The organism is Pedobacter alluvionis, from assembly GCF_003664035.1.
Taxonomy (GTDB): Bacteria; Bacteroidota; Bacteroidia; order Sphingobacteriales; family Sphingobacteriaceae; genus Pedobacter; species Pedobacter alluvionis.
Genome location: NZ_RCCK01000010.1, coordinates 855,356 through 878,075, shown reverse-complemented (window position 1 = coordinate 878,075; position 22,720 = coordinate 855,356). Strand labels below are relative to the sequence as shown.

Annotated in this window: 19 protein-coding genes; 10 read left to right on the top strand and 9 right to left on the bottom strand. The window is 39.7% G+C overall.

The window, feature by feature from the left end:
* Window positions 1-14: 14 nt before the first annotated feature.
* Entirely contained in the window at window positions 15-644 is a 630-nt protein-coding gene (locus tag BCL90_RS03920; protein ID WP_121282712.1) for a DUF4159 domain-containing protein, read from the bottom strand.
* A gap of 101 nt (window positions 645-745) precedes the next feature.
* Here BCL90_RS03920 and BCL90_RS03915 point away from each other — a divergent pair, with 101 nt between their 5' ends.
* The 8 genes from BCL90_RS03915 to BCL90_RS03880 all read left to right on the top strand — a co-directional run bounded on the left by BCL90_RS03915 (window position 746) and on the right by BCL90_RS03880 (window position 13,061).
* Complete coding sequence (locus BCL90_RS03915; RefSeq protein ID WP_121282711.1) at window positions 746-1,792, top strand: AAA family ATPase; 1,047 nt, start codon at window positions 746-748, stop codon at window positions 1,790-1,792.
* Window positions 1,792-2,679 carry a DUF58 domain-containing protein gene (locus BCL90_RS03910; protein WP_244095048.1) on the top strand — a complete coding sequence of 296 codons (888 nt, stop codon included), beginning with the start codon at window positions 1,792-1,794 and terminating at the stop codon, window positions 2,677-2,679. The genes BCL90_RS03915 and BCL90_RS03910 overlap by 1 nt, the downstream gene beginning before the upstream one ends.
* Before the next feature lie 3 nt (window positions 2,680-2,682).
* Window positions 2,683-4,053 (top strand): BatA domain-containing protein, encoded by a 1,371-nt coding sequence (locus BCL90_RS03905; RefSeq protein ID WP_121282710.1) that lies wholly within the window; start codon window positions 2,683-2,685, stop codon window positions 4,051-4,053.
* A complete protein-coding gene (locus BCL90_RS03900; RefSeq protein ID WP_121282709.1) occupies window positions 4,040-6,172 on the top strand; it encodes a DUF4175 family protein in 2,133 nt (710 codons plus the stop codon). The genes BCL90_RS03905 and BCL90_RS03900 overlap by 14 nt, the downstream gene beginning before the upstream one ends.
* Before the next feature lie 2 nt (window positions 6,173-6,174).
* Complete coding sequence (locus BCL90_RS03895) at window positions 6,175-7,959, top strand: hypothetical protein (protein ID WP_121282708.1); 1,785 nt, start codon at window positions 6,175-6,177, stop codon at window positions 7,957-7,959.
* A 347-nt stretch (window positions 7,960-8,306) separates the two neighbouring features.
* Complete coding sequence (locus BCL90_RS03890) at window positions 8,307-9,941, top strand: TldD/PmbA family protein (RefSeq protein ID WP_121282707.1); 1,635 nt, start codon at window positions 8,307-8,309, stop codon at window positions 9,939-9,941.
* A gap of 2 nt (window positions 9,942-9,943) precedes the next feature.
* Window positions 9,944-11,260, top strand: a complete 1,317-nt coding sequence (locus BCL90_RS03885; protein ID WP_121282706.1) for a TldD/PmbA family protein — start codon at window positions 9,944-9,946, stop codon at window positions 11,258-11,260.
* A gap of 160 nt (window positions 11,261-11,420) precedes the next feature.
* The gene (locus BCL90_RS03880) at window positions 11,421-13,061 is read left to right on the top strand and encodes a TldD/PmbA family protein (RefSeq protein ID WP_121283441.1); all 1,641 of its coding nucleotides are present in this window, start codon (window positions 11,421-11,423) and stop codon (window positions 13,059-13,061) included.
* 373 nt (window positions 13,062-13,434) lie between these two features.
* Here the strand turns inward: BCL90_RS03880 and BCL90_RS03875 are convergent, their stop codons facing one another.
* From BCL90_RS03875 to BCL90_RS03855, 5 genes are all read right to left on the bottom strand, one after another.
* Window positions 13,435-13,710 carry a hypothetical protein gene (locus BCL90_RS03875; protein ID WP_134380559.1) on the bottom strand — a complete coding sequence of 92 codons (276 nt, stop codon included), beginning with the start codon at window positions 13,708-13,710 and terminating at the stop codon, window positions 13,435-13,437.
* A gap of 89 nt (window positions 13,711-13,799) precedes the next feature.
* Window positions 13,800-14,267 carry a ribosomal protein L7/L12 gene (locus tag BCL90_RS03870; protein WP_121282704.1) on the bottom strand — a complete coding sequence of 156 codons (468 nt, stop codon included), beginning with the start codon at window positions 14,265-14,267 and terminating at the stop codon, window positions 13,800-13,802.
* A gap of 80 nt (window positions 14,268-14,347) precedes the next feature.
* Window positions 14,348-15,088, bottom strand: a complete 741-nt coding sequence (locus tag BCL90_RS03865; protein ID WP_121282703.1) for a DUF3667 domain-containing protein — start codon at window positions 15,086-15,088, stop codon at window positions 14,348-14,350.
* A gap of 8 nt (window positions 15,089-15,096) precedes the next feature.
* On the bottom strand, window positions 15,097-15,351 hold the full coding sequence (locus BCL90_RS03860) for a hypothetical protein (protein ID WP_121282702.1): 255 nt from the start codon (window positions 15,349-15,351) through the stop codon (window positions 15,097-15,099).
* A 389-nt stretch (window positions 15,352-15,740) separates the two neighbouring features.
* On the bottom strand, window positions 15,741-16,280 hold the full coding sequence (locus tag BCL90_RS03855) for a hypothetical protein (RefSeq protein ID WP_121282701.1): 540 nt from the start codon (window positions 16,278-16,280) through the stop codon (window positions 15,741-15,743).
* Between the two features lie 180 nt (window positions 16,281-16,460).
* Here BCL90_RS03855 and BCL90_RS03850 point away from each other — a divergent pair, with 180 nt between their 5' ends.
* Entirely contained in the window at window positions 16,461-17,354 is an 894-nt protein-coding gene (locus tag BCL90_RS03850; RefSeq protein ID WP_121282700.1) for a winged helix-turn-helix domain-containing protein, read from the top strand.
* 166 nt (window positions 17,355-17,520) lie between these two features.
* On the opposite strand, the gene BCL90_RS03845 is transcribed toward BCL90_RS03850, so the two are convergent.
* Both BCL90_RS03845 and BCL90_RS03840 read right to left on the bottom strand, forming a co-directional pair.
* Window positions 17,521-17,856 (bottom strand): L-rhamnose mutarotase, encoded by a 336-nt coding sequence (locus BCL90_RS03845; RefSeq protein WP_121282699.1) that lies wholly within the window; start codon window positions 17,854-17,856, stop codon window positions 17,521-17,523.
* An 84-nt stretch (window positions 17,857-17,940) separates the two neighbouring features.
* Window positions 17,941-19,458, bottom strand: coding sequence for an alpha-L-fucosidase (locus BCL90_RS03840; protein WP_121282698.1), 1,518 nt, complete (start codon window positions 19,456-19,458; stop codon window positions 17,941-17,943).
* A gap of 211 nt (window positions 19,459-19,669) precedes the next feature.
* Between BCL90_RS03840 and BCL90_RS03835 the strand changes: the two genes are divergently transcribed.
* Window positions 19,670-20,557: a helix-turn-helix domain-containing protein gene (locus tag BCL90_RS03835; protein ID WP_121282697.1), complete on the top strand. Its 888-nt coding sequence runs from the start codon at window positions 19,670-19,672 to the stop codon at window positions 20,555-20,557.
* A 55-nt stretch (window positions 20,558-20,612) separates the two neighbouring features.
* Here the strand turns inward: BCL90_RS03835 and BCL90_RS03830 are convergent, their stop codons facing one another.
* Window positions 20,613-22,577, bottom strand: a complete 1,965-nt coding sequence (locus BCL90_RS03830) for a sensor histidine kinase (RefSeq protein ID WP_121282696.1) — start codon at window positions 22,575-22,577, stop codon at window positions 20,613-20,615.
* Between the last annotated feature and the right edge of the window lie 143 nt (window positions 22,578-22,720).

Genomic DNA, 22,720 nt, shown 5'->3' with positions numbered 1-22,720 from the left:
GAAATAGATTTGGATTAACTGTTTATACCCATAGCATACAAAATAATATTTACCCCAAACTTGGTATTATCCTCGGCCAAAAAACGTTTGTTCCTGAAATCGTAATCCCACTCGCAGCCATAATCTTTATTGCTGTAGAGCACCCCTATCCTATTATTAATTGTAATTGCTTTCAGGTAATCGTGCACCAGATCATCGCCCCAGCCGTTTAGTTCAAAAGAAGTAGTTGGCGGGCCTTTGTCAAACTTGAAGAAAGCGTTGTAAATACCGTGGTTGTTTGGGATTTTCTTTAAAGCCTTAGGGCCAAAAAGGTTACCCATCTGTGTTTCAAACGAGCGGGCAAATAAACCATCAATATCATGGTTGCAATCATCCACAAAAACGAAGCCTCCGTTATGCACATAAGTTTTAAAATTTACAGCTTCCTGCTGGCTAAATTGAACCAGTTTATGCCCGCTTAAATAACAAAAGGGATATTTAAATAAATCCCGACTGCTCAATTCTACAATTTTCTCTTCTTCGTCTAAAGGAATGGTGGTATACTCCAGCAGAGAATTTAACAGATTAGATGGCATGCGCTGATCGGTATCCCAATCGCCCGAATTATATTTTAACCTCGCAAATGTAAATTTAGCTCTTCGCACAGCCTAAAATTACCTTCATTTTTTATTAATTGCATTTTTAATCCAAATTATCTTGTAAATTTTTTGATATTCTTTTCTCACGACTAAAACTATCTGCCAATATGCGCTATATTGAAGCACAATATCGTCATACTAAAAAATCAACCGTTTTGGAGCGTTCAGAAAGCAACCTAAAAATATTGATCAATAAGATCTCCCTGTTAAAAAGCGAAATACAGAAAGTAATTGTGGGTCAGGATGTGATCATTGAAGAAATGCTGATCGCTTTGATGGCGGGCGGACATTGTTTACTGGAAGGTGTACCAGGTTTAGCGAAAACTTTAATGGTTAGAACCATGTCGCAGGCTTTAGACCTTTCGTTCAGAAGAATCCAATTTACGCCCGATTTAATGCCTACCGATATCGTGGGTACCGAAATACTGGAAGAAGACCACGTAACGGGGAAACGTTTTTTTAAGTTTAATAAAGGTCCGCTGTTTGCCAATATTATCCTGGCCGATGAGGTAAACCGGACGCCTCCAAAAACCCAATCGGCTCTTTTAGAGGCCATGCAGGAATTTGAAGTAACTTATGGCGGACAAACCTATCCTTTGGATCGTCCATTTTTTATCCTCGCTACCCAAAACCCGATTGAACAGGCCGGAACCTACCCCCTGCCCGAAGCACAATTAGACCGTTTTCTCTTATATATCAAAATCGGTTACCCTACAGCGGCAGAGGAAAATCAGATTTTAAGCAGTACCACAGGTAGCAAAAAAGCGGTAATCAACCCGATTATCGGTGCAGAAGAAATTAAGGAATTGCAGGCCATTACCCGCGAAGTAAGTATTAGTGATGATCTGATTACTTATGTAAGCGAGATTATCCGCGCCACCAGACCTGATACCACCACGGTAAATTTTGTAAAAGAATGGGTCCGCTGGGGCGCTGGTCCACGCGCCGGGCAAGCATTGATTTTAACAGCAAAAGCAAGGGCATTATTTAAAGGCAGATATGCGGTGATTATGGAAGATTTACAAGCCATGGCTTACCCGGTATTGCGCCACAGGGTATTAATGAATTTTAAAGCCGAGGCCGAAAATGTGTCATCAGACAAAGTAACTGACGAACTGATCAAAGCCATTTCTAAACCAAAAGCTAACATTTAATGAGTAAACTGCTCGATCCTAAAATATTGATGGCCATCAAAGACCTTTCATTATCGGCGAAAATGACGATTGATGGTTTTATGAACGGCATTAATAAAAGTACCGTAAAGGGACCGGGATTGGAGTTTAGCCAGTATAGGAGTTATCAGCCTGGCGACGATCTGCGCTCGCTCGACTGGAAAATGTTTGCCCGTTCCGACCGTTATTATATCCGCGAATCGGAGGTAGAAACCAATATTGCTGTGCGCATATTAATTGATGCCAGCGCTTCGATGAACCATAGTGATGGCGATTTTACCAAAATAGATTATGCAAGATACCTCGGTGCCTCTTTAGCTTACCTTGCCAATTTACAGGGCGATGCGATTGGTTTGTATGTACTGAAAAACTCGGGAATTTTCTCCATGACACCCAAGCAGGATTACCAGCATTTGGCACGGTTGTTTTACCAGCTGGAGCAGATTCATCCCGACGGGACATTTACCAAACCTATCCATTATAAAGAGTTGCTTGCAGGTACCCAAAAACGCGAATTGCTGATTTTCGTGACCGATCTTTACCAGAAAGACGATGAAATCATCAAATTATTGGATACGCTAAATACTTTGAGGCACGAAATCGTGGTTTTTCATGTATTATCAAGAAATGAGCTGGACCTTGATTTTAAAGGTTATACGACTTTCGAAGACCTGGAAACAGGAGAAACCATTCAGATTGATCAAACGAAAGAAAGGACCAACTATCAAAACAAACTTAATGATTACCTGGAAGAAAGCAGGATAAAGCTTCTGGATAGAAGGATTTTTTACCGGACAATTACAACTGACGAACCGCTGGATCAGGCATTAAGGGATTTTTTAAAACAAAGAAGTAAACTTAGAATTTAAGCAGTGCATTTTTTATACCCCATAGGCTTACTGGCGCTGGCAGGATTAATTGTTCCGCTCATTATCCATCTGTGGAATGTAAAACAGGGCAAAACAGTTAAGATTGGTAGCATTGCACTACTGGGTGAAAGTTCGAGGGCAAGTTCCAAAAGTTTTAAAATTAACGATTGGCTTTTGTTATTGCTGCGCTGTTTGCTTTTGGTAATACTGGCATTTCTTGTGGCTCAGCCTTATTTTAAAAAAAATATTTCTGCGAATATTAAAAATGGATGGATTTTGGCAGATAAAGCTACTTTTCAACAGGTTTTCAAAACACATAAAAAAACGATTGACTCCTTGCTAAAAAAGGGATATGAAATCCACGATTTTAATGTGGGTTTTACGCAGTTAACCTTAAAAGATACCGTTGGGAATCAAGCAAAACAGACGAATAGTCTAAATTATACAGCCTTACTTAGTGCGGCCAATCATTTTGTTCCGGTAGGTGCAAGCGTTTATCTTTTTGCAGATCGGCGCTTAAACCATTTTGGCAACGAACTATCAACAGTTAACTATAAACTGAGGTACATTCCGCTAAACCAAACTGATACTTTAAGCAGCTGGATTGCCGAGTATGCAGGAAAAAAATATGAAGCAAAATCGAATCCGTCCAATACCAGTTATCAGGCTTTAAATTCAGGAGATGAAGTACCGATAAATATTGCCATACACGAAGCTGCTGGAATTGCGGATGGCAAGTATCTCATTGCTGCTTTAAAAGCTATTGGCAACTTTACAAAACGAAAAATAATCATTAATCCTGCTTCCGGGAAAATAGATATTGGTTTCTGGTTGTCGGATGATCCTGTTTCTTCGGTCTTTAAATCGTCAATCAAGCCAAATGGAGCCTTATTTCAATATGAAAAAGGAAAAGTAATCGCCTCATCTTCATTCATAAACCTGGATGGCCGCCATATTGAATTGAGTAAAAGAATTGCCTCAATAAATGGAGCTAAAAAAATATGGACCGATGGTTTTGGAAATGCAATATTAACAAATGAAAAGTCCAATGCTTTACACATCTTCCACTTTTACAGCCGGTTTAATCCACAATGGAATGAATTAGTTTGGGATGGTTTGTTTGTAAAAGCATTGATGCCAATTGTAATCAGAGCGGACAATACAGCAGATTTCGGATTTGAAAACCACCCTTCCGATCAGAGGCGCTTATCGGCCAAGCAAAATGACCTCTTTCAACCTGACAAAACCAAATCGACTATCAAAACCACCCAAAATAAGGCGCTTGGGACTTTATTTTGGATCGCTGCATTGTTGATTTTTGTTACCGAACGTATTTTATCATTCAGAAAAAAACCAAACGATGTTAAAAACTGAAGGACAAAATTGGATACGTAACCTGAAAACAAGGTGGATCAGTTTTTACCTGATCGGCACTCTTGCCATTGCTTTTGGCATTGCTTTACTTTTATCGGTTACAGGTTTTTATCTGCTACATTTACCTGCCTGGATTTTTGCGATTATTTTCACAATTGTTGCCGCCATTTTATTGTTCAGCAAGCCGGTTTGGAAAATTACTGATTTTGATGTTTCGAGGTTTCTTAATAACCGTTACCCCGAATTGGAAGAAAGTGCCGATTTACTGCTTCAAAACGAAACAGAATTATCCATGCTGCAACAACTGCAGCGCAACAAAATAGAAAACATCATCCCGAATTTGTCGCAGCCGAAAGAACCTGTTAAAAGGTTATATTTTGGCTTATCGATACTCGTTATGGCATTGATGATCAGCTTTGGGATTACAAAAATTCCTCAAATCAGCAAAACAGATTCCGTAGCTGAGGAAACCAAAAATCCGGTTCCTGCAATAAAAGAAAATATACCGGCAGAGATTTCTACTTTTAGTGCCACCATCATTCCGCCCGCCTATACCAGAAAAGGGGAACGGAAACAAAAGCAGTTTACCATTGCTGCGGAAACAGGTGCAAGCATAAACTGGAAAATCGAAACGAATATTGGCATTAAAAAGTTAAGACTTATTTTTAACGATAAAGAAATTGTGCCTTTAAAAGCTCTAAATGCAGCACATACGCAATGGACTTTCAGCAAAACAATCAATAAATCAGGTTTTTACCAATTGGATCTTGATGACAAAAAATCAGACCTCTACCAGATTGAAGTGATTCCAGATCTGCCGGTAACCATTAAAATTACGCAACCAAAACAGCACACTACCATTGATATCGGTCAGCCGCAAAAATTTAATCTCCATGTATCATTCACCGATGATTATGGGATCAACGATGCTTTTATATCGGCAACCATGGCTAGTGGCAAAGGCGAAGGGGTAAGTTTTACCGAAAAAAAGCTGCCGTTTAATGCCAATTTTGATAACAAAAGGAACCTTACGCTAAGTAAACTGATCGACTTAAAAAGCCTTGGTATGAAACCGGGTGATGAGCTTTACTTTTTCATCAAAGCCATGGATAACCACGGCCAATCTAGCCGTTCAGATGTGTATTTTGTTTCAATTGTTGATACCACCGAATTAATGAGTTTAGCCGGGATGACCAATGGCGTTAACCTGGTTCCGGAATATTTCAGAAGCGAAAGGCAGATCATTATCGATACCGAGAAATTATTGAAAGAACAATCAACATTGCCTGCTGCAACTTTTAAAACCAGAAGTAACGACTTGGGGATTGATCAAAAGTTATTAAGGTTGCGTTACGGGCAGTTTTTAGGCGAAGAGAATGAAACTGAAATTGGCGGTGATCACGACGACCACGATGAGCATGCGGAACATAAAATTGAGGGTGAAAAATTTGGTGATGTAAGTGCCATTATGGACAAATATGCCCATAAACATGATATTGCTGAAGATGCCACTTTTTTCGAACCCGAAATGAAAGCGCAATTAAAAGCCGTTTTAACTGAAATGTGGAATGCTGAACTGCGTTTACGGACTCACAAACCACAGGAAGCATTACCTTACGAATATAAAGCATTGAGATTGCTCAAAGATCTGCAGCAGAAATCGCGGGCCTATGTGGCAAAAACCACGGTTAAAGTTTCGGCTTTAAAACCCGAGAAACGTTTAAGCGGTGAGCTGGACAAAATCACACAGCCTGTGCAGAAAATGTCGTTTGAGCAAAAAGAAAAACGAACAGCTTCTTTAAAAGCAGCACTCGCCTTGTTGGAAAGCAGAAAAACAGGCAAGAAGTTTAGTGGGCAAGATCAATTCTTACTTAGCGAAACAGAAAAATACATGATTGGTGCAGCTGCAGATCATCCCTCAACTTATTTAAATGCCCTAACAAGGTTAAGAAGGTTAGGTGCAGCAAATAAACCAATGCTTAAAGAGATTGATCTGGTACAGCAGGCCATACAGAAAATGATCAATGTCGAATTGGCCAAACCACAAATACAAAGTGCCGGACCAGCTTCGGCATTGTATCAAAACTATTTTAATAACCTTAACAAAACCAACAGATAGATATGGAATTTAAATACATCGCTGTTCTGGTTGGCTTAGTTTTATTGGTCTTTTTGCTTTACAAAGAAATCCGCAGAGCAAATAGAGCACGATTAATGTGGCGTATTTTAGTCAATATCATCGCGGTAAGCTGTTTTGTACTTTTAATTGTACCGATCAGATATGAAACACACCTAAAACAAAATCCTGATGAAATTATTTTATTCACCGACGGCACAAATCCTGATTCTGTTTCAAAACTAAAGGGGAAAAAATATGCACTTCCATCGGTAGATTTAAAAAATGAAAAGGCAGCAATTCTTTCCGACCTCTCCTATTTCTTAAAATCGAATCCAAATATCCGAAAACTGGCTATTTACGGTTATGGATTAAATGCACCCGAATTGGAGCAGCTTAAAGGATACCAGATCAACTTCCATCCATCTCCAAATCCTAACGGCATTATCGCTGCCAATTGGCCAGCCAAATTAAAAACCACCGAATTATTACAGGTTCAGGGCACTTATCAAAATTCAGGCGATGAATCGGTCAAACTTTTCCTTAAAGGTTTAGGTAAAACAGTAGACTCCACCGTTATTGAAGCAAAATCGAACAAAGCCTTCTCTTTTAAAACTGCCCCAAAACAAACAGGAAAAGCTGTTTATGAATTGATCAGTTTGCAAAAAAAAGATACCCTGGCTAAAGACCCGGTTCCTGTACAAGTTGGTGACCAGGCACCTATGAAAGTGCTAATACTGGCTTCTTTTCCAGATTTCGAATATAAATTTTTAAAAAACTGGCTCTATGAAAACCAATATCCATTGGCTTTTAGAAGTCAGATTAGTAAAAACAAATATGCTTTCAATTTCCTTAATCTGGATAGCGTAAACCTTAATCAGATCAATACTTCATCCCTGAAAAAATTCGACATTATGATCATTGATGAAGAAGAATTGTCCGCCATAAGCCCAGGTGAAAAGTCCTCGATAAATATGGCTGTTAATAATGGAATGGGCTTACTGATCAAGGTAGCAGGCTCAAAAGCTTTAACAACGCTTAGTGGTAAATCCAACCGGTATGAAGTTCCTTTAAAAGGGAAAACACTTAATTTAATTCTTGCAGAAGATCATTTCAAGTTTAATCCATTGCCGCTCGAACAAGCATTATTTTTAAAGACAAAGCAAAATGAGCAGTCGGTTATTATTGAGGCAAGCGGAAAAACGATAGTCAATAGCACCATTAACGGTTATGGTAAAATACTGGTCTCTACACTTTCTTCCACATACAACTGGTTACTTTCAGGACAAAAAAATGATTATGCAACCTATTGGTCTAAACTTTTGGCCAATACGGCAAGAAAAAGACACGATATTCAATCGGTGAACATTATTCCTCAATTCCCTGTTGTGAATCAAAAAACAAGGATCATTGCAGATCTGGCAACATCAGACAAAGTACCAACATTAAAAATTGATAGCTTTTTACTCAGTCCAAGGCAAAACATGGAGCTTCCGTTTCAATGGGATGCTTTTTATTGGCCTAAAAAATCAGGCTGGACTAACTTGCAGGTAAACCAAACGATTGAGTCGATTTATATTTATGGAAAAGCAGATTGGCAAGCACTCAAAAACCAGGAGAAGCTGGATGGAACACATCAGTTTATCAAAAAGCTGAATACTACTGAGGCAAAAAACAAATTAGCAGACATTGTTCTGGAGAAAGAAGTATCACTTTGGTGGTTTTTTGCCGGATTTTTACTCGCTGCTGCCTTTTTATGGTACGAGGCCAGGATTTTGGCTGTTAAATAAGTCGCGCGCTTGCTGTCATTCGAAACTCCGCTCACGCTCGTTTTTAACGAGCGTTTAATAATACATCGTTTGCAACGATGAAATCGTGTAACTATTTCTGTACTAGTCTGGAAATGAGCGCAAGCAAGAATAACATATAATTAAAAGATTCTTCACTACGTTCAGAATGACAACGAAGAAAAAAACAAAAAATCTGTGGTTACCCGTGCTCATCTGTGGTTAAAAAAAACCTTAATAGAAAAAACAGCTCCTTTTTCTGCCTTTGAAACTAAAATGTTATAATCCATTTCCAGTTTTCACCTCATAATTGGCTATATTGAAATCGTAAACTAACTAAACTCAACCAATTGAAAAGAAAAGACTTCCTCTACTTATCCGGAATGGGTATGGGTGCCCTGCTCCTTCCCGACCTTTCTGCATTCGGAACTCCCATAGATCCCTTACAGGCGCTAGATGGTGTAGATGTAAAAATTAAAAAAGAACTGGCTGATGTTGCACTAAATGCAGCAAAATCAAAAGGTGCAACTTATGCCGATATCCGCATCGGGCGTTATTTAAACCAGTTTGTAGCCACCCGCGAAAAACGTGTTCAAGGCGTAGCCAATACCGAATCGTATGGTGTAGGCATCCGCGTTTTAGCCAATGGCTGCTGGGGCTTTGCTGCTACAAACAATGTAACCAAAGATGCCATCGCCAAAGCAGCCGAACAAGCGGTTGCCGTTGCAAAAGCAAATGCCAAAATACAGGGGGAACCAGTTCAGCTAGCTCCGCAAAAGGGTTACGGCGAGGTAAGCTGGAAAACGCCTATCGAAATCAATGCCTTCGAAGTTCCGGTAAAGGAGAAAGTAGACCTGCTTCTGAATGTAAACGACGTGGCCATGCAGAATGGAGCCAATTTTGTAAATTCCGTTATTTTCGCGGTTAATGAGCAGAAATACTTTGCTTCAACTGATGGCTCTTACATCGATCAGGATGTTCACCGCATCTATCCTACTTTTAACGTAACTAAAGTTGACCGCGAATCGGGTAAATTTAAAACACGGAATGCATTAAGTGCGCCTTCTGGTAAAGGTTATGAATATATGCATGCCCGCCCGGAAGATAAGGTTACTGGAATTGTAACGCGTTATAAAGGTCGTTATGATATGCTGGAAGATGTAAAAGAAGCAGCCCGTGTAGCAAGCGAAAAGGTAAAGGCAAAATCGGTTGAGCCAGGTAAATATGATCTGGTTTTAGATCCTTCACACCTTTGGTTAACCATCCACGAATCGGTTGGCCACCCTACAGAATTAGACCGTGTTTTAGGCTACGAAGCCAATTACGCAGGCACCAGTTTCCTTACTTTAGATAAATGGGAATCAAAAAATTTCAAATTTGGCAGTGATAAAGTAAATATTGTAGCCGATAAAACCCAGGTAGGCTCTTTAGGTGCTGTTGGCTACGATGATGAAGGCGTAAAGTGTAAAAAATGGGATTTGATCAAAAATGGGATACTAACAAGCTACCAGGCCATCCGTGATCAGGCACACATTATCGGCTTAACAGAATCGAATGGTTGCTGTTATTCACAGGGCTGGGATGATGTTCAGTTTCAGCGTATGCCAAATGTTTCGCTACAACCAGGCAAAGAAAAACTGAGTGTTGATGATATGATCAAAAATATTGAAAAAGGCATTTATATCATTGGCGATGGAAGTTTTTCTATCGATCAGCAACGTTACAATTTCCAGTTTGGCGGACAAATATTCTACGAAATTAAGGATGGTAAAATTGCAGGCATGCTCAACGATGTAGCCTACCAGGCGAATACGCAGGAGTTCTGGAATTCGTGTAATGCCATTTGCGACGAAAGTGACTACCGTTTAGGCGGTTCGTTTAATGATGGAAAAGGACAACCTTCTCAAAGCAGTGCCGTTTCGCATGGCAGTGCCACCACCAGGTTTAATGGAGTTAATGTTATCAATACAGCAAGAAAAATATAATTATGGCCATATTAAGTAAAGAAGAAGCCCAAGCGATATTAAAAAAAGTAATCGGTTTTTCTAAAGCCGATTTCTGCGAAGTAGGTTTAAACGGTTCTGATGGCGGGAATATCCGTTATGCCCGTAACGCCGTTTCTACCGCAGGACAGATCAGTACCATGAGTTTAGGGGTTAGCTCAACTTTTGGTAAAAAAACAGGTTCGGCAACTATAAATGAATTTGATGATGCTTCCTTACAAAAGGTGGTAAAAAGAGCAGAAGAACTGGCCATGCTGGCACCAGAAAATCCTGAGTTTATGCCTCCGTTAGGTCCACAGACTTTTGCCGAATCAAATACCTTTAATGCTAAAACCGCTGCCATGACGCCTGATACCAGGGCCGAAATGGTGGGTAAAAGTTTAAGTGTATCAAAAGCAGCTGGTTTAGACGCGGCCGGTTTCCTGGAAAACTCAACCCGTTTTAACGCGATCTTGAACTCTAAAGGTTTGTTCGCCTACAATAAAGGTACCGATGTTTCTTTTTCGGTAACCGTTAGGAACAAACAAGGAACAGGATCAGGCTACGTTGAGCAAGGTTTTAATGACCTCGACAAAATGGATACGCTGGCACTTAGCAAAATTGCAGCTAGCAAAGCCAATGGTTCTGCAGGCGCAAAAGCCATTGAGCCTGGTAAGTATACCGTTATTTTGGAACCACTTGCTGCCAGCGATATTATTGGCAATATGTTCAGGGGATTTGATGCCCGAAGTGCCGACGAAGGCCGGAGTTTTATGAGCAAAAAAGGAGGAGGTACCCGTTTAGGAGAGCAATTGTTCTCAGAAAACGTAAATATATACTCCGATCCAATGAATACCGAAATCCCATCTTCGACCTTCACCGGCGAAGGTTTGCCGGTAACAAGAACGCAATGGGTAGAAAAAGGAGTAGTTAAAAACCTGTCTTATTCAAGATATTGGGCTGCACAGAAAAATGTTCAACCACTTCCATTTAGCCGCAGCATGATTATTGAAGGTGGCACACAATCTTTGGAAGACCTGATTAAGAGCACTGAAAAAGGTATATTGGTTACCCGTTTTTGGTACATCCGTTCTGTAGACCCGCAAACATTATTACTTACCGGCTTAACGCGTGACGGTACTTTTTACATTGAGAACGGAGAAATTAAATTCCCGATCAAAAATTTCAGGTTTAACGAAAGCCCGGTAATTATGCTCAACAATGTAGAAGCTTTAGGTAAACCGGTAAGAACAGGAAGCGGATTAATCCCGCCAATGAAAATCAGGGATTTTACGTTTACTTCATTATCAGACGCGGTTTAAGGTAGCAGTTCCCACCAAAAAAATCCGTCATTGCGAGGTACGAAGCAATCTTAATGCGCACGCTGGTAGCGATCGTCGTAAGATTGCTTCGTCGTTCCTCCTCGCAATGACGATTCTACTATGAATGACAACTCTTTCGTACACAAAAACAATCAAAAAATTGAGAAGAAGGGATTTCCTATACATGACAGGTGTTGGGCTTGGCGCAAGTATGCTGCCCAATATTCCTGCCTTTGGCAAAATGATTTCTGTTGAAGAATCTTTAACGCCTGTTGATGTTGCCTTAAAGAAAAAAATGGCTGATGTTGCGCTCAACGCTGCAAAAAGCAGAGGCGCAACTTATGCCGATGTGCGCATAGGCCGCTACCTGAACCAGGTTGTGGCCACCAGGGAAACGCGCGTAGAAAACATCTCCAATTCTGAATCCTACGGTTTAGGCGTGCGAGTAATTGCCAACGGAAGCTGGGGTTTTGCAGCAACCAACAATATGGACGATACCAGCATTGCCAAAGCTGCTGAAGCTGCCGTAGCCATTGCAAAAGGAAATTCCAAACTGATGGAAGAACCGGTTCAACTGGCGGCACAAAAAGGATATGGCGAAGTAAACTGGAAAACACCGGTTGAGATTAATGCCTTTGAAGTACCTGTTGCCGACAAAGTTGATCTCCTCTTAAAAGTAAACAGTGAGGCGATGAAAGGCGGTGCAAAGTATATCAGTTCTAACCTTTTTATGATCAACGAGCAAAAATATTTTGCCTCTACTGACGGATCTTACATTGATCAGGATATTCACAGAATCTGGCCAACCTTTACCCTAACCAAAACCGATGCAGCAAGCGGTAAATTCGAAACCAGAAATGCCTTAAGCGCCCCAATGGGGATGGGTTTTGAATACCTTAAACCTAAAGAAGAAGAAAAAATAAAAGGCGGTCCGGTTACGATGTACAAAAAACGCTACGATATACTGGAAGATGTACGTGAAGCAGCGGTGCATGTTGACGAAAAACTAAAAGCCAAACCTATAACACCAGGCAAATACGACCTCGTTTTGGATCCTTCGCACCTGTTTTTAACCATCCACGAATCGGTAGGTCACCCAACAGAACTCGACCGCGTTTTAGGTTACGAAGCCAATTACGCCGGAACAAGTTTTTTAACACTGGATAAATGGGAATCGAAAAAATTCAACTTCGGGAGCAAAGAAGTAAATATTATCGGCGATAAATTGGAAACGGGTTCTTTAGGCGCAGTGGGCTACGATGATGAAGGCGTAAAATGTGGTAAATGGGACATCATAAAAGATGGGATTTTGGTGAATTACCAGACCATCCGTGATCAGGCACATATTTTAGGTTTAAAAGAATCGCAAGGCTGTTGTTATGCCGACAGTTGGGACAGCATCCAGTTTCAGCGGATGCCCAATGTTTCGCTAGCTCCGGGAAATGCACCTTTAAGCGCGGCCGATATGGTTAAAAATGTAGAAAAAGGCATTTATATGTTTGGCCGCAATTCTTATTCTATCGACCAACAGCGCTATAATTTCCAGTTCAGCGCACAATTAGCTTATGAAATTAAAGAAGGTAAGATTGTTGGTATGTTTAAAGATGCCTCCTATCAGGCCAATACACAGGAATTCTGGAACTCGTGCGTACAATGCTGTGATCAAAACGATTACCGCCTGGGCGGAACATTTTCGGATGGTAAAGGTCAACCAGGGCAAGCAAGTGCTGTTTCGCATGGTAGCGCAACTACCCGTTTTAATGGCATTAATGTAATTAATACGGGCAGGAAGTTGGGGTAGACTTTGTTATTCGTAATGATTAATTTTTTGTAACCCTTTTTAACGCGATCGTCATTCTGAATTTATTTCAGCATCTTTTATGCAAAATAGCCCCTGAAATGAATTCAGGGTGACGGCTCTAATTTTAAATACCCATAGATTACATCTTAAAATTTAACTAAAGCTATATGGTAAAAAAACAATTAAAAAATCCTTCGACTCCGCTCAGGATGACAATCCAAAAAATCGTCATTTCGACTGAAGCGCAGCGGAATGGAGAAATCTATGCTATTAGAAAATAGATTTCTCCGCTACGGTCGAAATGACGACTTTAAGATGAAGAATTGCTGAATGTTCGCCCGCAATGACGATCTACTGCGACAATAAAACTTTACTATTTTGGCTCTCTTTTATTGTCTACCGCCGTACTAAATGTTTTATTAAACTCGCCTTTTATCCAAGTCGTTTTTCCAGTTTGCTCTACCGGAGGGGCAATAATGTAATTTCCGGTTTCGCTATCCACGATCACGACCATATTATTGGCATTTACTTCGGTGTGGTACCTTCCCCCGGTTTGATCTTGTCCGTTTTTAAAACTGATGGCCGTAAACATTAAGCCAGCGCCCAAGAATCCCAGCAAAAGGGATTTTGTGTCTAATGTGATTTTCATATTCTTAAGATTTATTTGTGTGTGAAATCAAGATAAGATTTCTGAACACCACTTTTAAATTCTAACGGAAATATTGCACTATGTTCCTGCTAAATTTTGAACATGAGATAGGTTAAAGCTGCTGCAATCAAAATAACGAGCAACAGTTTTATCATAAAATTTTTGAGTGGATTTTGGTTATTCCCGGAATTATCAGAGATGATATTTTTAATATCGGTATCCCTGCTTTGTTGCACCGTATTGCTGCCAGGCTTAAACTGCATTAGCCTTTCAACATAATCTTTGCTTTCGGCCAAGCCTGCGCCCGTTGCATCCTTATAATGTTTAATAGCATTTAACTTATTGCCCTGACTTAGAATAACCAATAGCTCTGCATCCAGATCTGCCGGATTGCTTATAGGTTGCTGTACTCCTTCTTCCAGGTCGTCTACATAATCTTTTGCTTCTTTTAAACCACAGCCACTGTGATCTTTAACAACCTTAACAGCAGCTATTTTCTGGTTCCTTGAGAGAAATAACAGCGCTTGTTGCTTTACTTCGGGGCTAACATTAATCATAACTTTAAGCTATCAAAATATGAACCAATTATTACCTCGGGAAGAGGTTTTTATATAGCAGGAAAGATGCTGAAATAAATTCAATGCTTTGAAATAATAGCTAAAACGATTCCAATTATAAAGGTTAATAAGTTGTACGATACCGGAACAAAAATACTTCTTAAAATCAAGGCTGTTTTGCTATAGTTAAAAGCAGAAAAAAACTGGTAATAAAACCAGATGCTATAAAAAAGCCCTAAAAACAAACCCATGCCATAAGTAAAAAAAACAATCACTTTGGTATCGGTATAAAAAATAGTAACCACCGAAATAAGCAGGCCCACAATCAGTTCTACGATAACACGGTTTGAATTTAGCACCAGGTGTTCGGAATAATTAAGCTTCGCTTTCCTGAACCATAAAAAAGATAAAAGGGAATAAATGGGAATGGTTACAATCAATATCAGCTTTGGATGTTCGGAGATAAATTTTTCACTACTACTCATCACGGCCTTGCCTCCCTCCGGCATCAGATCAGACATATTAAAGTGGGTATACGGCGAAATGAGACTTGATACCGTCAAGATAAGTAGGATGAGCGTAACAAAACTAAAATAAGGAACCCTTTTGCCCTGGATAAACTCGCGCACGCTATGGCCTGGCCGGGTAAAAAGTGCTTTAAGGGTAAATAAAATACCTTTATCAACATGCCATATACCATGAACAAAGTCGTGGGCCAGGAAATGTTTGATAGAATAGCGGTGTGTAGAAGATTTTTGTCCACAGTTAGGGCAAAAATTCTGTGTTACCGGAGCGGTACAATTTAGGCAATCGGATGACATTAAATTCGTTATTTTGAATTGCGGTTTTTAATTTCAGTATTAATCTGGCCAAGGCTAATAAACGCTGGTAACAATGCCAGCATGCAGGATATGGGAATAGTTGCCAGAACTTTTGGCGCTTTAGCCGTAATAACAAGATAAATTAAAACAAGAAATGCGGCAAGCATTACCAAACCAAGCCCGATTAATGCCCCCTTTATGCTCTGTTTTTTCTTGTATAATTCTTCAGTAGATAATTCGGTAAGTGGAATTACTTTTTTCATATTGTTTATTGTCTGGTTAATAATCTGTTAAGCAATATTTTGATGTGGCTAAACAAATATACAATATATCCCCAGTCAGTGATAAAAATATTTAAAATTGATTGTGTGATTTTTCAGCACGAGTATTTTTCATCCACGAAAGAGAAAACAGCAAAGCGTTTTGGATAATTGGCGCTCCAAAATGCACAGATGTGTCCATTCGATAGGTTAACCAGGAAGAATGTTTAGAAAAACTTTCTTCCTGGTATGGACCCGATGTTACTTTAATCCAAAACTATTCCGTTCAAAACCTTATGGACTTACTTTTTATGGATTCTGATGCTTTTGCTAAGATGTCCCCTGGAAGAAATGTTAAAAGCAAGCATTAAAAACAATGTATATATTTTTACTTAGCAACCTCCTTTTCGGGGAACACGTTTAAAAATCACTTTACCATCAAGTTCCACATATTCGCAAAATATTATTGGATATGAATACTTAGGCGCATGCGATACGCTGTGGCTCCTTAACATTATTTTGTCGTTAACTTTCAGGCTATGCAATTGCTCGAGTTGAGACTTTTCCGGCTCAAATTTTACTATGTAATCTTCACCATTAATCCTGGCCATAACACCAAAACCTAATCTTGATCCTGGCGGAAGAGAAAGAGAAGTTACAACTGCCTCCATATTGGTGAAAGCATGTATATGCTTCCTTATTTTAACGGCACCGGCAAGCACTTTTTTTCCTTCAGGAGAAGCCTCCCATTTTTTGTACTTTATGCCGTCGGGTGTAGCCTCCCATTTTTTCCTTTCGGCTTTCCTTTCCGCAATAGAAAGTGATTTTGAGGACGGCTTTTTAGCAGTTTCAGTCTTGATTTCACGATTAGCAAATACTAGTCCGCTCACCACAACCAGTGGTAACATCAGTGCATAAATTAATTTTTTCATGATTTTTGGGGTTTACTAAATAACATATAGATTCTCTTGATAAGTCAAATCAGATAGACATTCTTTTATTTTTTTATGTGCTATCAAAGTTGATGCAGCAAAATTACTTTGACATTTTCCAGCTTGAGACATTTGAATTGTAAATAAAAATGTAAACTTTGTAAATAAAAAGCTGACACTATGCTTGATAGACAAAATCACTTCTACGCGAAAGGTAAATACCTATTTGGATTCATACTGGTTTTGTTTATCGCTGTCACCTGTGCGGCTTTCAGTATGACCGGCAACGAGGACTTTGATTTCGCCAGAAGAGAAGTTTTGCTCCGCCGGATCGGACATGAACTACTTTTACAGTCGGGCGACAGCACATCAAGAGTGCTTCCGATAAAAAAGGTCGCTGAAAATGAGTACCAGATCAGATTTGAGAAGGAATTTACTTTCGACCCCATCTCCCTCGTGAATACCACTAAACTTTTGTTGGCCAATGACCCATTGGCAGAAGATTATGTTGTTAAAGTTTTGAACTTTAGCGACTCCAGCGTAGCCTATGCCTACGCGATATCCAAAAATAAAAAAGATGAAATTATAGCGTGTATAGGAAGAAAACAGCCAAGAGCACGTTACATAATCGACATTAAACTGAAACCGACAGGCATAAATACCGCAAAGAATGGATATCTTTTGGGCAGCCTGCCATTTTTAGCTTTTGTTGGTTTTATTTTTTTCAGATCTGTTAAACCGCGAAGAGCTTTACCCATTGATGATCAGCATCCAGACATGATTACGTTGGGGTCGGTTTTATTTGATGCGAAAAATCGTAAACTCACCATAAACGAAAAGATGATAGAATTAACCGGGACTGAAACCAGGTTACTGCTCATCTTCGCGCGGTCTCCTAATGAACTTATAGAGAGAAGCCGGCTGCAGAAAGAAATATGGGAAGACGAAGGTGTTATTGTAGGCCGTAGCCTGGATATGTTTATATCAAAACTTAGAAAAAAACTGGAGGCCGATCCTGCGATCAACATTGTTGTGATACGGTCTAAAGGATACAGGCTTGAAATTAATGCTTAAAACGCTCCTCCTACTGCAAATCAAGTTTATTGGATTCGATTTGGCATTTGTAGGAATGTTTTACAAGTTTTAAAAACTTAATATACAGCCTGATATAGACCAACCAAACTACTAGTTCCAAAGATAACCAGGGGCAACTTCGGCCCGCGGTTATCTTTTATTATCGCTAGCCATTTAACTGAAATATATTTTTCATCAACACCCACTTTTCACCTGGTTTTGCAAAAGGCAGTGCCTGCTGATATTTCCACATTAACATTTCCCATTCCTCAACCCGTGGGTTGGAAGCGTCCATAAGTGCCTTTTTTTCGAAACTGAAATCGTCTTGCGTTTCCATCACCATAAATAAGCGGTTAGAAATGCGGTAGATTTCCATATCCAGTATTCCAGAGTCAGTTATGCTGCGTTTAATTTCAGGCCATCCATTAACATGGTACGCTTCATATTCTGCGATAAGTTTTTCATCATCAACCAGATCAAGAGCCAAACAGTATCTTTTCATTTGTAATTATAAAATTTCATTTACTTCCCAGCTCACCAGTGTGGAGCGTTCGATTTCCACCAAAGCGGATTTAATATGATAGTGTTATTTCTTAAATTCTATTTTATATCCTGTTACCGCCCAGGTTGGGTAATTTTTCGGCTTTTTGATCACTAGTGAAGAATCTGTTTGTGTCCAGTCTAGTTTTTCTTTACTGCCCAAAAGGGTAACAGAACTGATCGGTTTATCCAGATATTTAGAATTTTTCCCCAACAATTCCATTTTTATATCTGTTTTGGGAACAGCTAAACAGAATGCAAAAAGGTCGCGTCCCTTTGTTGTATAACGGATATCTGTAGCTTCATATTCACGGGTGTCTGTCAATCCGCCGAAAACGCCTTTTTTCTGGTTCGATTTAATTGTAGATGGTCCTTCACCGTAGACTTTCCAAGGCCTTGTAGCATAAATCCCTTCGCCATAAGTCTTGGTCCATTCACCTATTTCCGTTACTATTTTGATTACATCAGGCTCTAAATCTCCTTCTGGTGTCTGTACAACATTAATCAGTAAATTTCCATTTTTACTCACCACATCAATTAAAAGCTGGGCAATTTCATTTGCACTCTTGTAGCGTTGCCCTGTTCTGTAATACCAATCGCCAATTGATGTATCGGTCTGCCACGGAAAAGGGCTGATCGAATCCAAAACACCACGTTCTACATCCTGGGCCCATTTACCTCCGGAAGCTTCTTTAGGCGTGTAAACGGCTTCCAGTTTACCTTTATTTTTAGCCATATCCTGATTGTAATAATGTGCCACCATTTTACGTCCATATTCTTCAAAAGGAACTTTGCTATCAGAATAAAGCAGATCAGGGTGATAGAGATCAATGAGTTCTGTTACATTTTCTAACCATTTTTTATGCCATGCAGGATTATTGGTTAACCATTCTTTGATGTCGCTCGAGTCGGCAGGTAAATGATACAGGTCTGAATATTGAGGATCACGTCCATCATACGGAACACCGGCAAACTGGCCGGTTGTGTCCGATCCATGGCTGGGCTGGAACCAGTTGAAACTTGCAGCAAGATGCTCAGAAACCCCAAAACGGAGGCCTTCTTTTTTAGCTGCTTTCTGCCAAAGTCCAACTACATCTTTATGCGGCCCCATATTTACCGAATTCCATTTATGTATCTTCGAATTCCACAAAAAGAACATATCATGGTGCGAAGCCATGCTTACAAAATATTTGGCACCCGCTTTTTTATAAAGCGCCATTAATTGTTCAGGATTCCATTTTTCTGCCTTCCATAGCGGAATAATGTCTTTGTAACCAAATTTGGATGGTGTTCCATAATGCTCTACATGATATTTATTCTGATTATTCCCTTGTAAATACATGTTTTTGGCATACCAATCGCCCTGACGAGGAACTGCCTGAGGACCCCAATGCGACCAGATACCAAATTTAGCATCACGGAACCAATCAGGATATTTATACTGTTTTAAGGATTCATCAGTAGGGCTGAATTTATCTTGCTCAGTAGTAGTGGTCTTTTGCTGAGCTTGTGCATTTAACAACATGGAAATTGTAATTATGCTTAAGAATATTCTTTTTTTCATTGTTTGATCATTTAAAAGCTACTATTCCGGTTTCAATATGGTGAAGATCGGGCTGATGAATATCCCGTTGCAATAATCAGATAATAATAATTGCAAGACTCCTGCCTCCCGAAACGGTTTATACCTGGTATTATAATCAAAAATAAACATCTTATCCGACCTATTTTTGAATAAATTAGACTTTTTATTGTAAAAATCCGACATTTAGCAAATGATCAAAAGAGTCTTGCAAAATACCTTTTCGCTGCTCAATGTAGATTATGTGAAATTAACAGAAAAATGGAACTACCTGAACGTAATCAGTCCGTATTTCCGGATTTATTATATAGATGATGGAAACGGTGAGGTATCTGACCCGTCGGGATCTTTAAAACTCGAACCTGGATATCTGTATATTATACCCAGTTTCACACTTTGTAATCTGCATTGCAACGGATATTTGAGTCAGTATTTTGTGCAGTTTTTTGAAGAATCTGCAAACGGGACTTCTCTATTTGCACGAAGCCGCAATGTTTCAAAAATTAAGGCGACACAGATGGACATTGATCTTTTTAAGCGACTGCTCGAAATAAATCCTGGTCGTGGCATTAACCGGTCTGATGACCCAAAAATTTATGAGAAAAATATTTTCTATAAAGAATACCAGGAATTGAACAATATGCAGGGCTTAGCCAGTTACCTTGAAACACAAGGTATACTACTTCAGTTGATGGGACGTTTGCTTCAACCACAGTTACATCGGAAACATGAGGAACGGCATTCGCCAGCCAAAATAGCTGAAACAGTAGGTTATATCCTGGTAAATTTACAGCAGGAATTATCCGTAACCAGTCTGGCTTCACGTGTAAATCAGCACCCTGATTATTTCTCCCGTTTATTCAAAACTTTTACCGGCCAGAGGCCAGTTACTTATATTCTTGAAAAACGGATTGAACGGGCGCAATATTTATTAGCCACAAGCAGGCTTGCCTATTCGGATATTGCAACACAAACCGGATTTGATAATCTCTCCTACTTTTCAAAGTCCTTTAAAAAAATTACGGGCATGTCCCCTAGTGTCTATAAAAAACAGGTTTATACTGTAGGTTTCACTTTATAATTACATCTCGACTGAAGTAAGGCTTTGTTAGCTTTCATATTTAAGCCCAAATCGTTTATGCTAATGGTAAAGAAAAATTAAACGTTGCACCTTTACCTGGCTCGCTTTCAACCCAAATCTGGCCGCCATGGCGTTCAATAATATCTTTCGATATAAAAAGTCCCAGACCTAATCCTGATGAACCGTCTTTATTTTCCTTGGCCTGGTAAAACTGGCTGAATATATGACGCTGGTTTTCTTCGCTAATACCGGGTCCAAAATCTTTAATCGAAGTAAGTACCACATTATCCAGATGTTGAACCTTCAATTCAATTGTTTTTTCCTGAGGTGCGTATTTAACTGCATTGTTCAATAAATTAGTGAGTACCTGTTCAAGGCGCATCCGGTCAGCATTAACAAAGCTTTCTTCAGGCATTTCAATAATTAAAATATGCGCCGGATGGGCTTGTAAAAAAGATTCTTTCATTTCCTGAATAAGGATGGCCAGGTTAAGGTATTCCGTATTCAGTTGTAGTTTTCCGGACTGGATTTTGGAGACATCAAAAAGATCACTAACCAGAACGATCATTTTTTCCAGTTGTCTGATCGCCCTTTCAAGGAGATTTTTTGCAATACCTTCACCCGTGTTGCGATTGGCCAACTGCAAAAAACCAAAAAGAGAGGTCATTGGTGTTTTTAGTTCATGGGAAGCCATTGCAATGAATTCGTCCTTTTTCGCACTCAGTTCCTGTACCTCTTTAAAAAGCATCGAATTTTCTATAGCAATGGCCGCCTGGGAAGCCACCGTAAGGACAAGTTCCTCATGTTCTTCTTTAAAAATTGCCTTTTCCTGATGACCAAAAAACAGCCCGCCTATCACTTCACCTGATTTGGTTTTAACCGGAACTGCCAGATAACTGATCACAGGTAAATGTCCGGAAGGTTTTCCAAAAAATGGCGCATTTTTACCATATCGGGCATCCTGGGTGATGTCGTCTGAGCGGACGATTCCTTCTCCGCTGAAAGTAGGATGAAATAAAGCGGTATTACGTGGCATCGGGAAGTTCGCGAAAGCCTCCCCCCGAGCACCAGATATGGTGTATAACCAGTAAGATTCCCCTTCCTGGTTAACCTGATTATAAAAAAACGCTCCAAAGGCTGCACCGGTTAGCCTGGTAGTGGAATCAGTTACCTGCTGTAATATTTGCTGAAGGTCTAGCGATTCATTAATGCTCCTGCCCACTACATTTAACAATTCCAGGCGTTCAATATGCTTGGCAATTAATTTTTCAGACTCCTTTTGCGAAGTAATATTACGGGCGATCTTCGATGCCCCAATAACAACTCCATCGCGATTTTTAATAGGAGATACGGTGAGTGAAATATTTAGTAGGCGCCCATCTTTTGTTTTTCTGATGGTCTGTATGTGGTCTACCTTTTCGCCACCTCGCAGGCTTGCAATTATAGTTTCTTCTTCGGTCAAACGATCAGCAGGGAGAAGTATTGTGATCGGCTGGCCAACGGCCTCTTCTTCCGTATAGCCAAAAATATGCTCTGCTCCTTTATTCCATGTCGTTATGATTCCATCAAGCGACTTACTGATAATGGCGTCTTCAGAACTTTCTATAATAGCGGCAAGCATGGATTGTTTTTCCTCTGCCTGGTGTTCGAAGGAAACGTCATGGGCAATTTGAGACATGCCAATAATTTGCCCCTTATCATCTTTAATCGGCGAAAGGGATAAGGTAACAGGTATTTGTATCCCTGAACGGGTAAGACGCACTGTTCTGTACTGGCTGATACGCTTATCGTTCAAAACCTCCTGCATCAGCCTTTCCTTCTCTGAATACTTGTCATCAGGAATCAGCATAAAAACAGATTGGCCCAATATCTCTTGTTCGGTATAACCAAACATACGTTCTGCAGCCGGGCTCCAATTGGTAATCCTGAAGTCAAGGTCATGACAGTATATGGCATCCTGAATGCCTTCAAAAATAGATTGTAATGTGAAGAGGTCAGGCAGGTGCGCTGATTTTATCATAATTATTGTGGATTAAGATCCATCGAAAAAACCTATCAAATTTATTGAAGATATTTTAAAAAATCATTCTTCTTAAATGTTTTTTCCATGTTTTAGCATCCTGACCAAAGAAAAATTATATCATTATTATTCTTCACCAATGA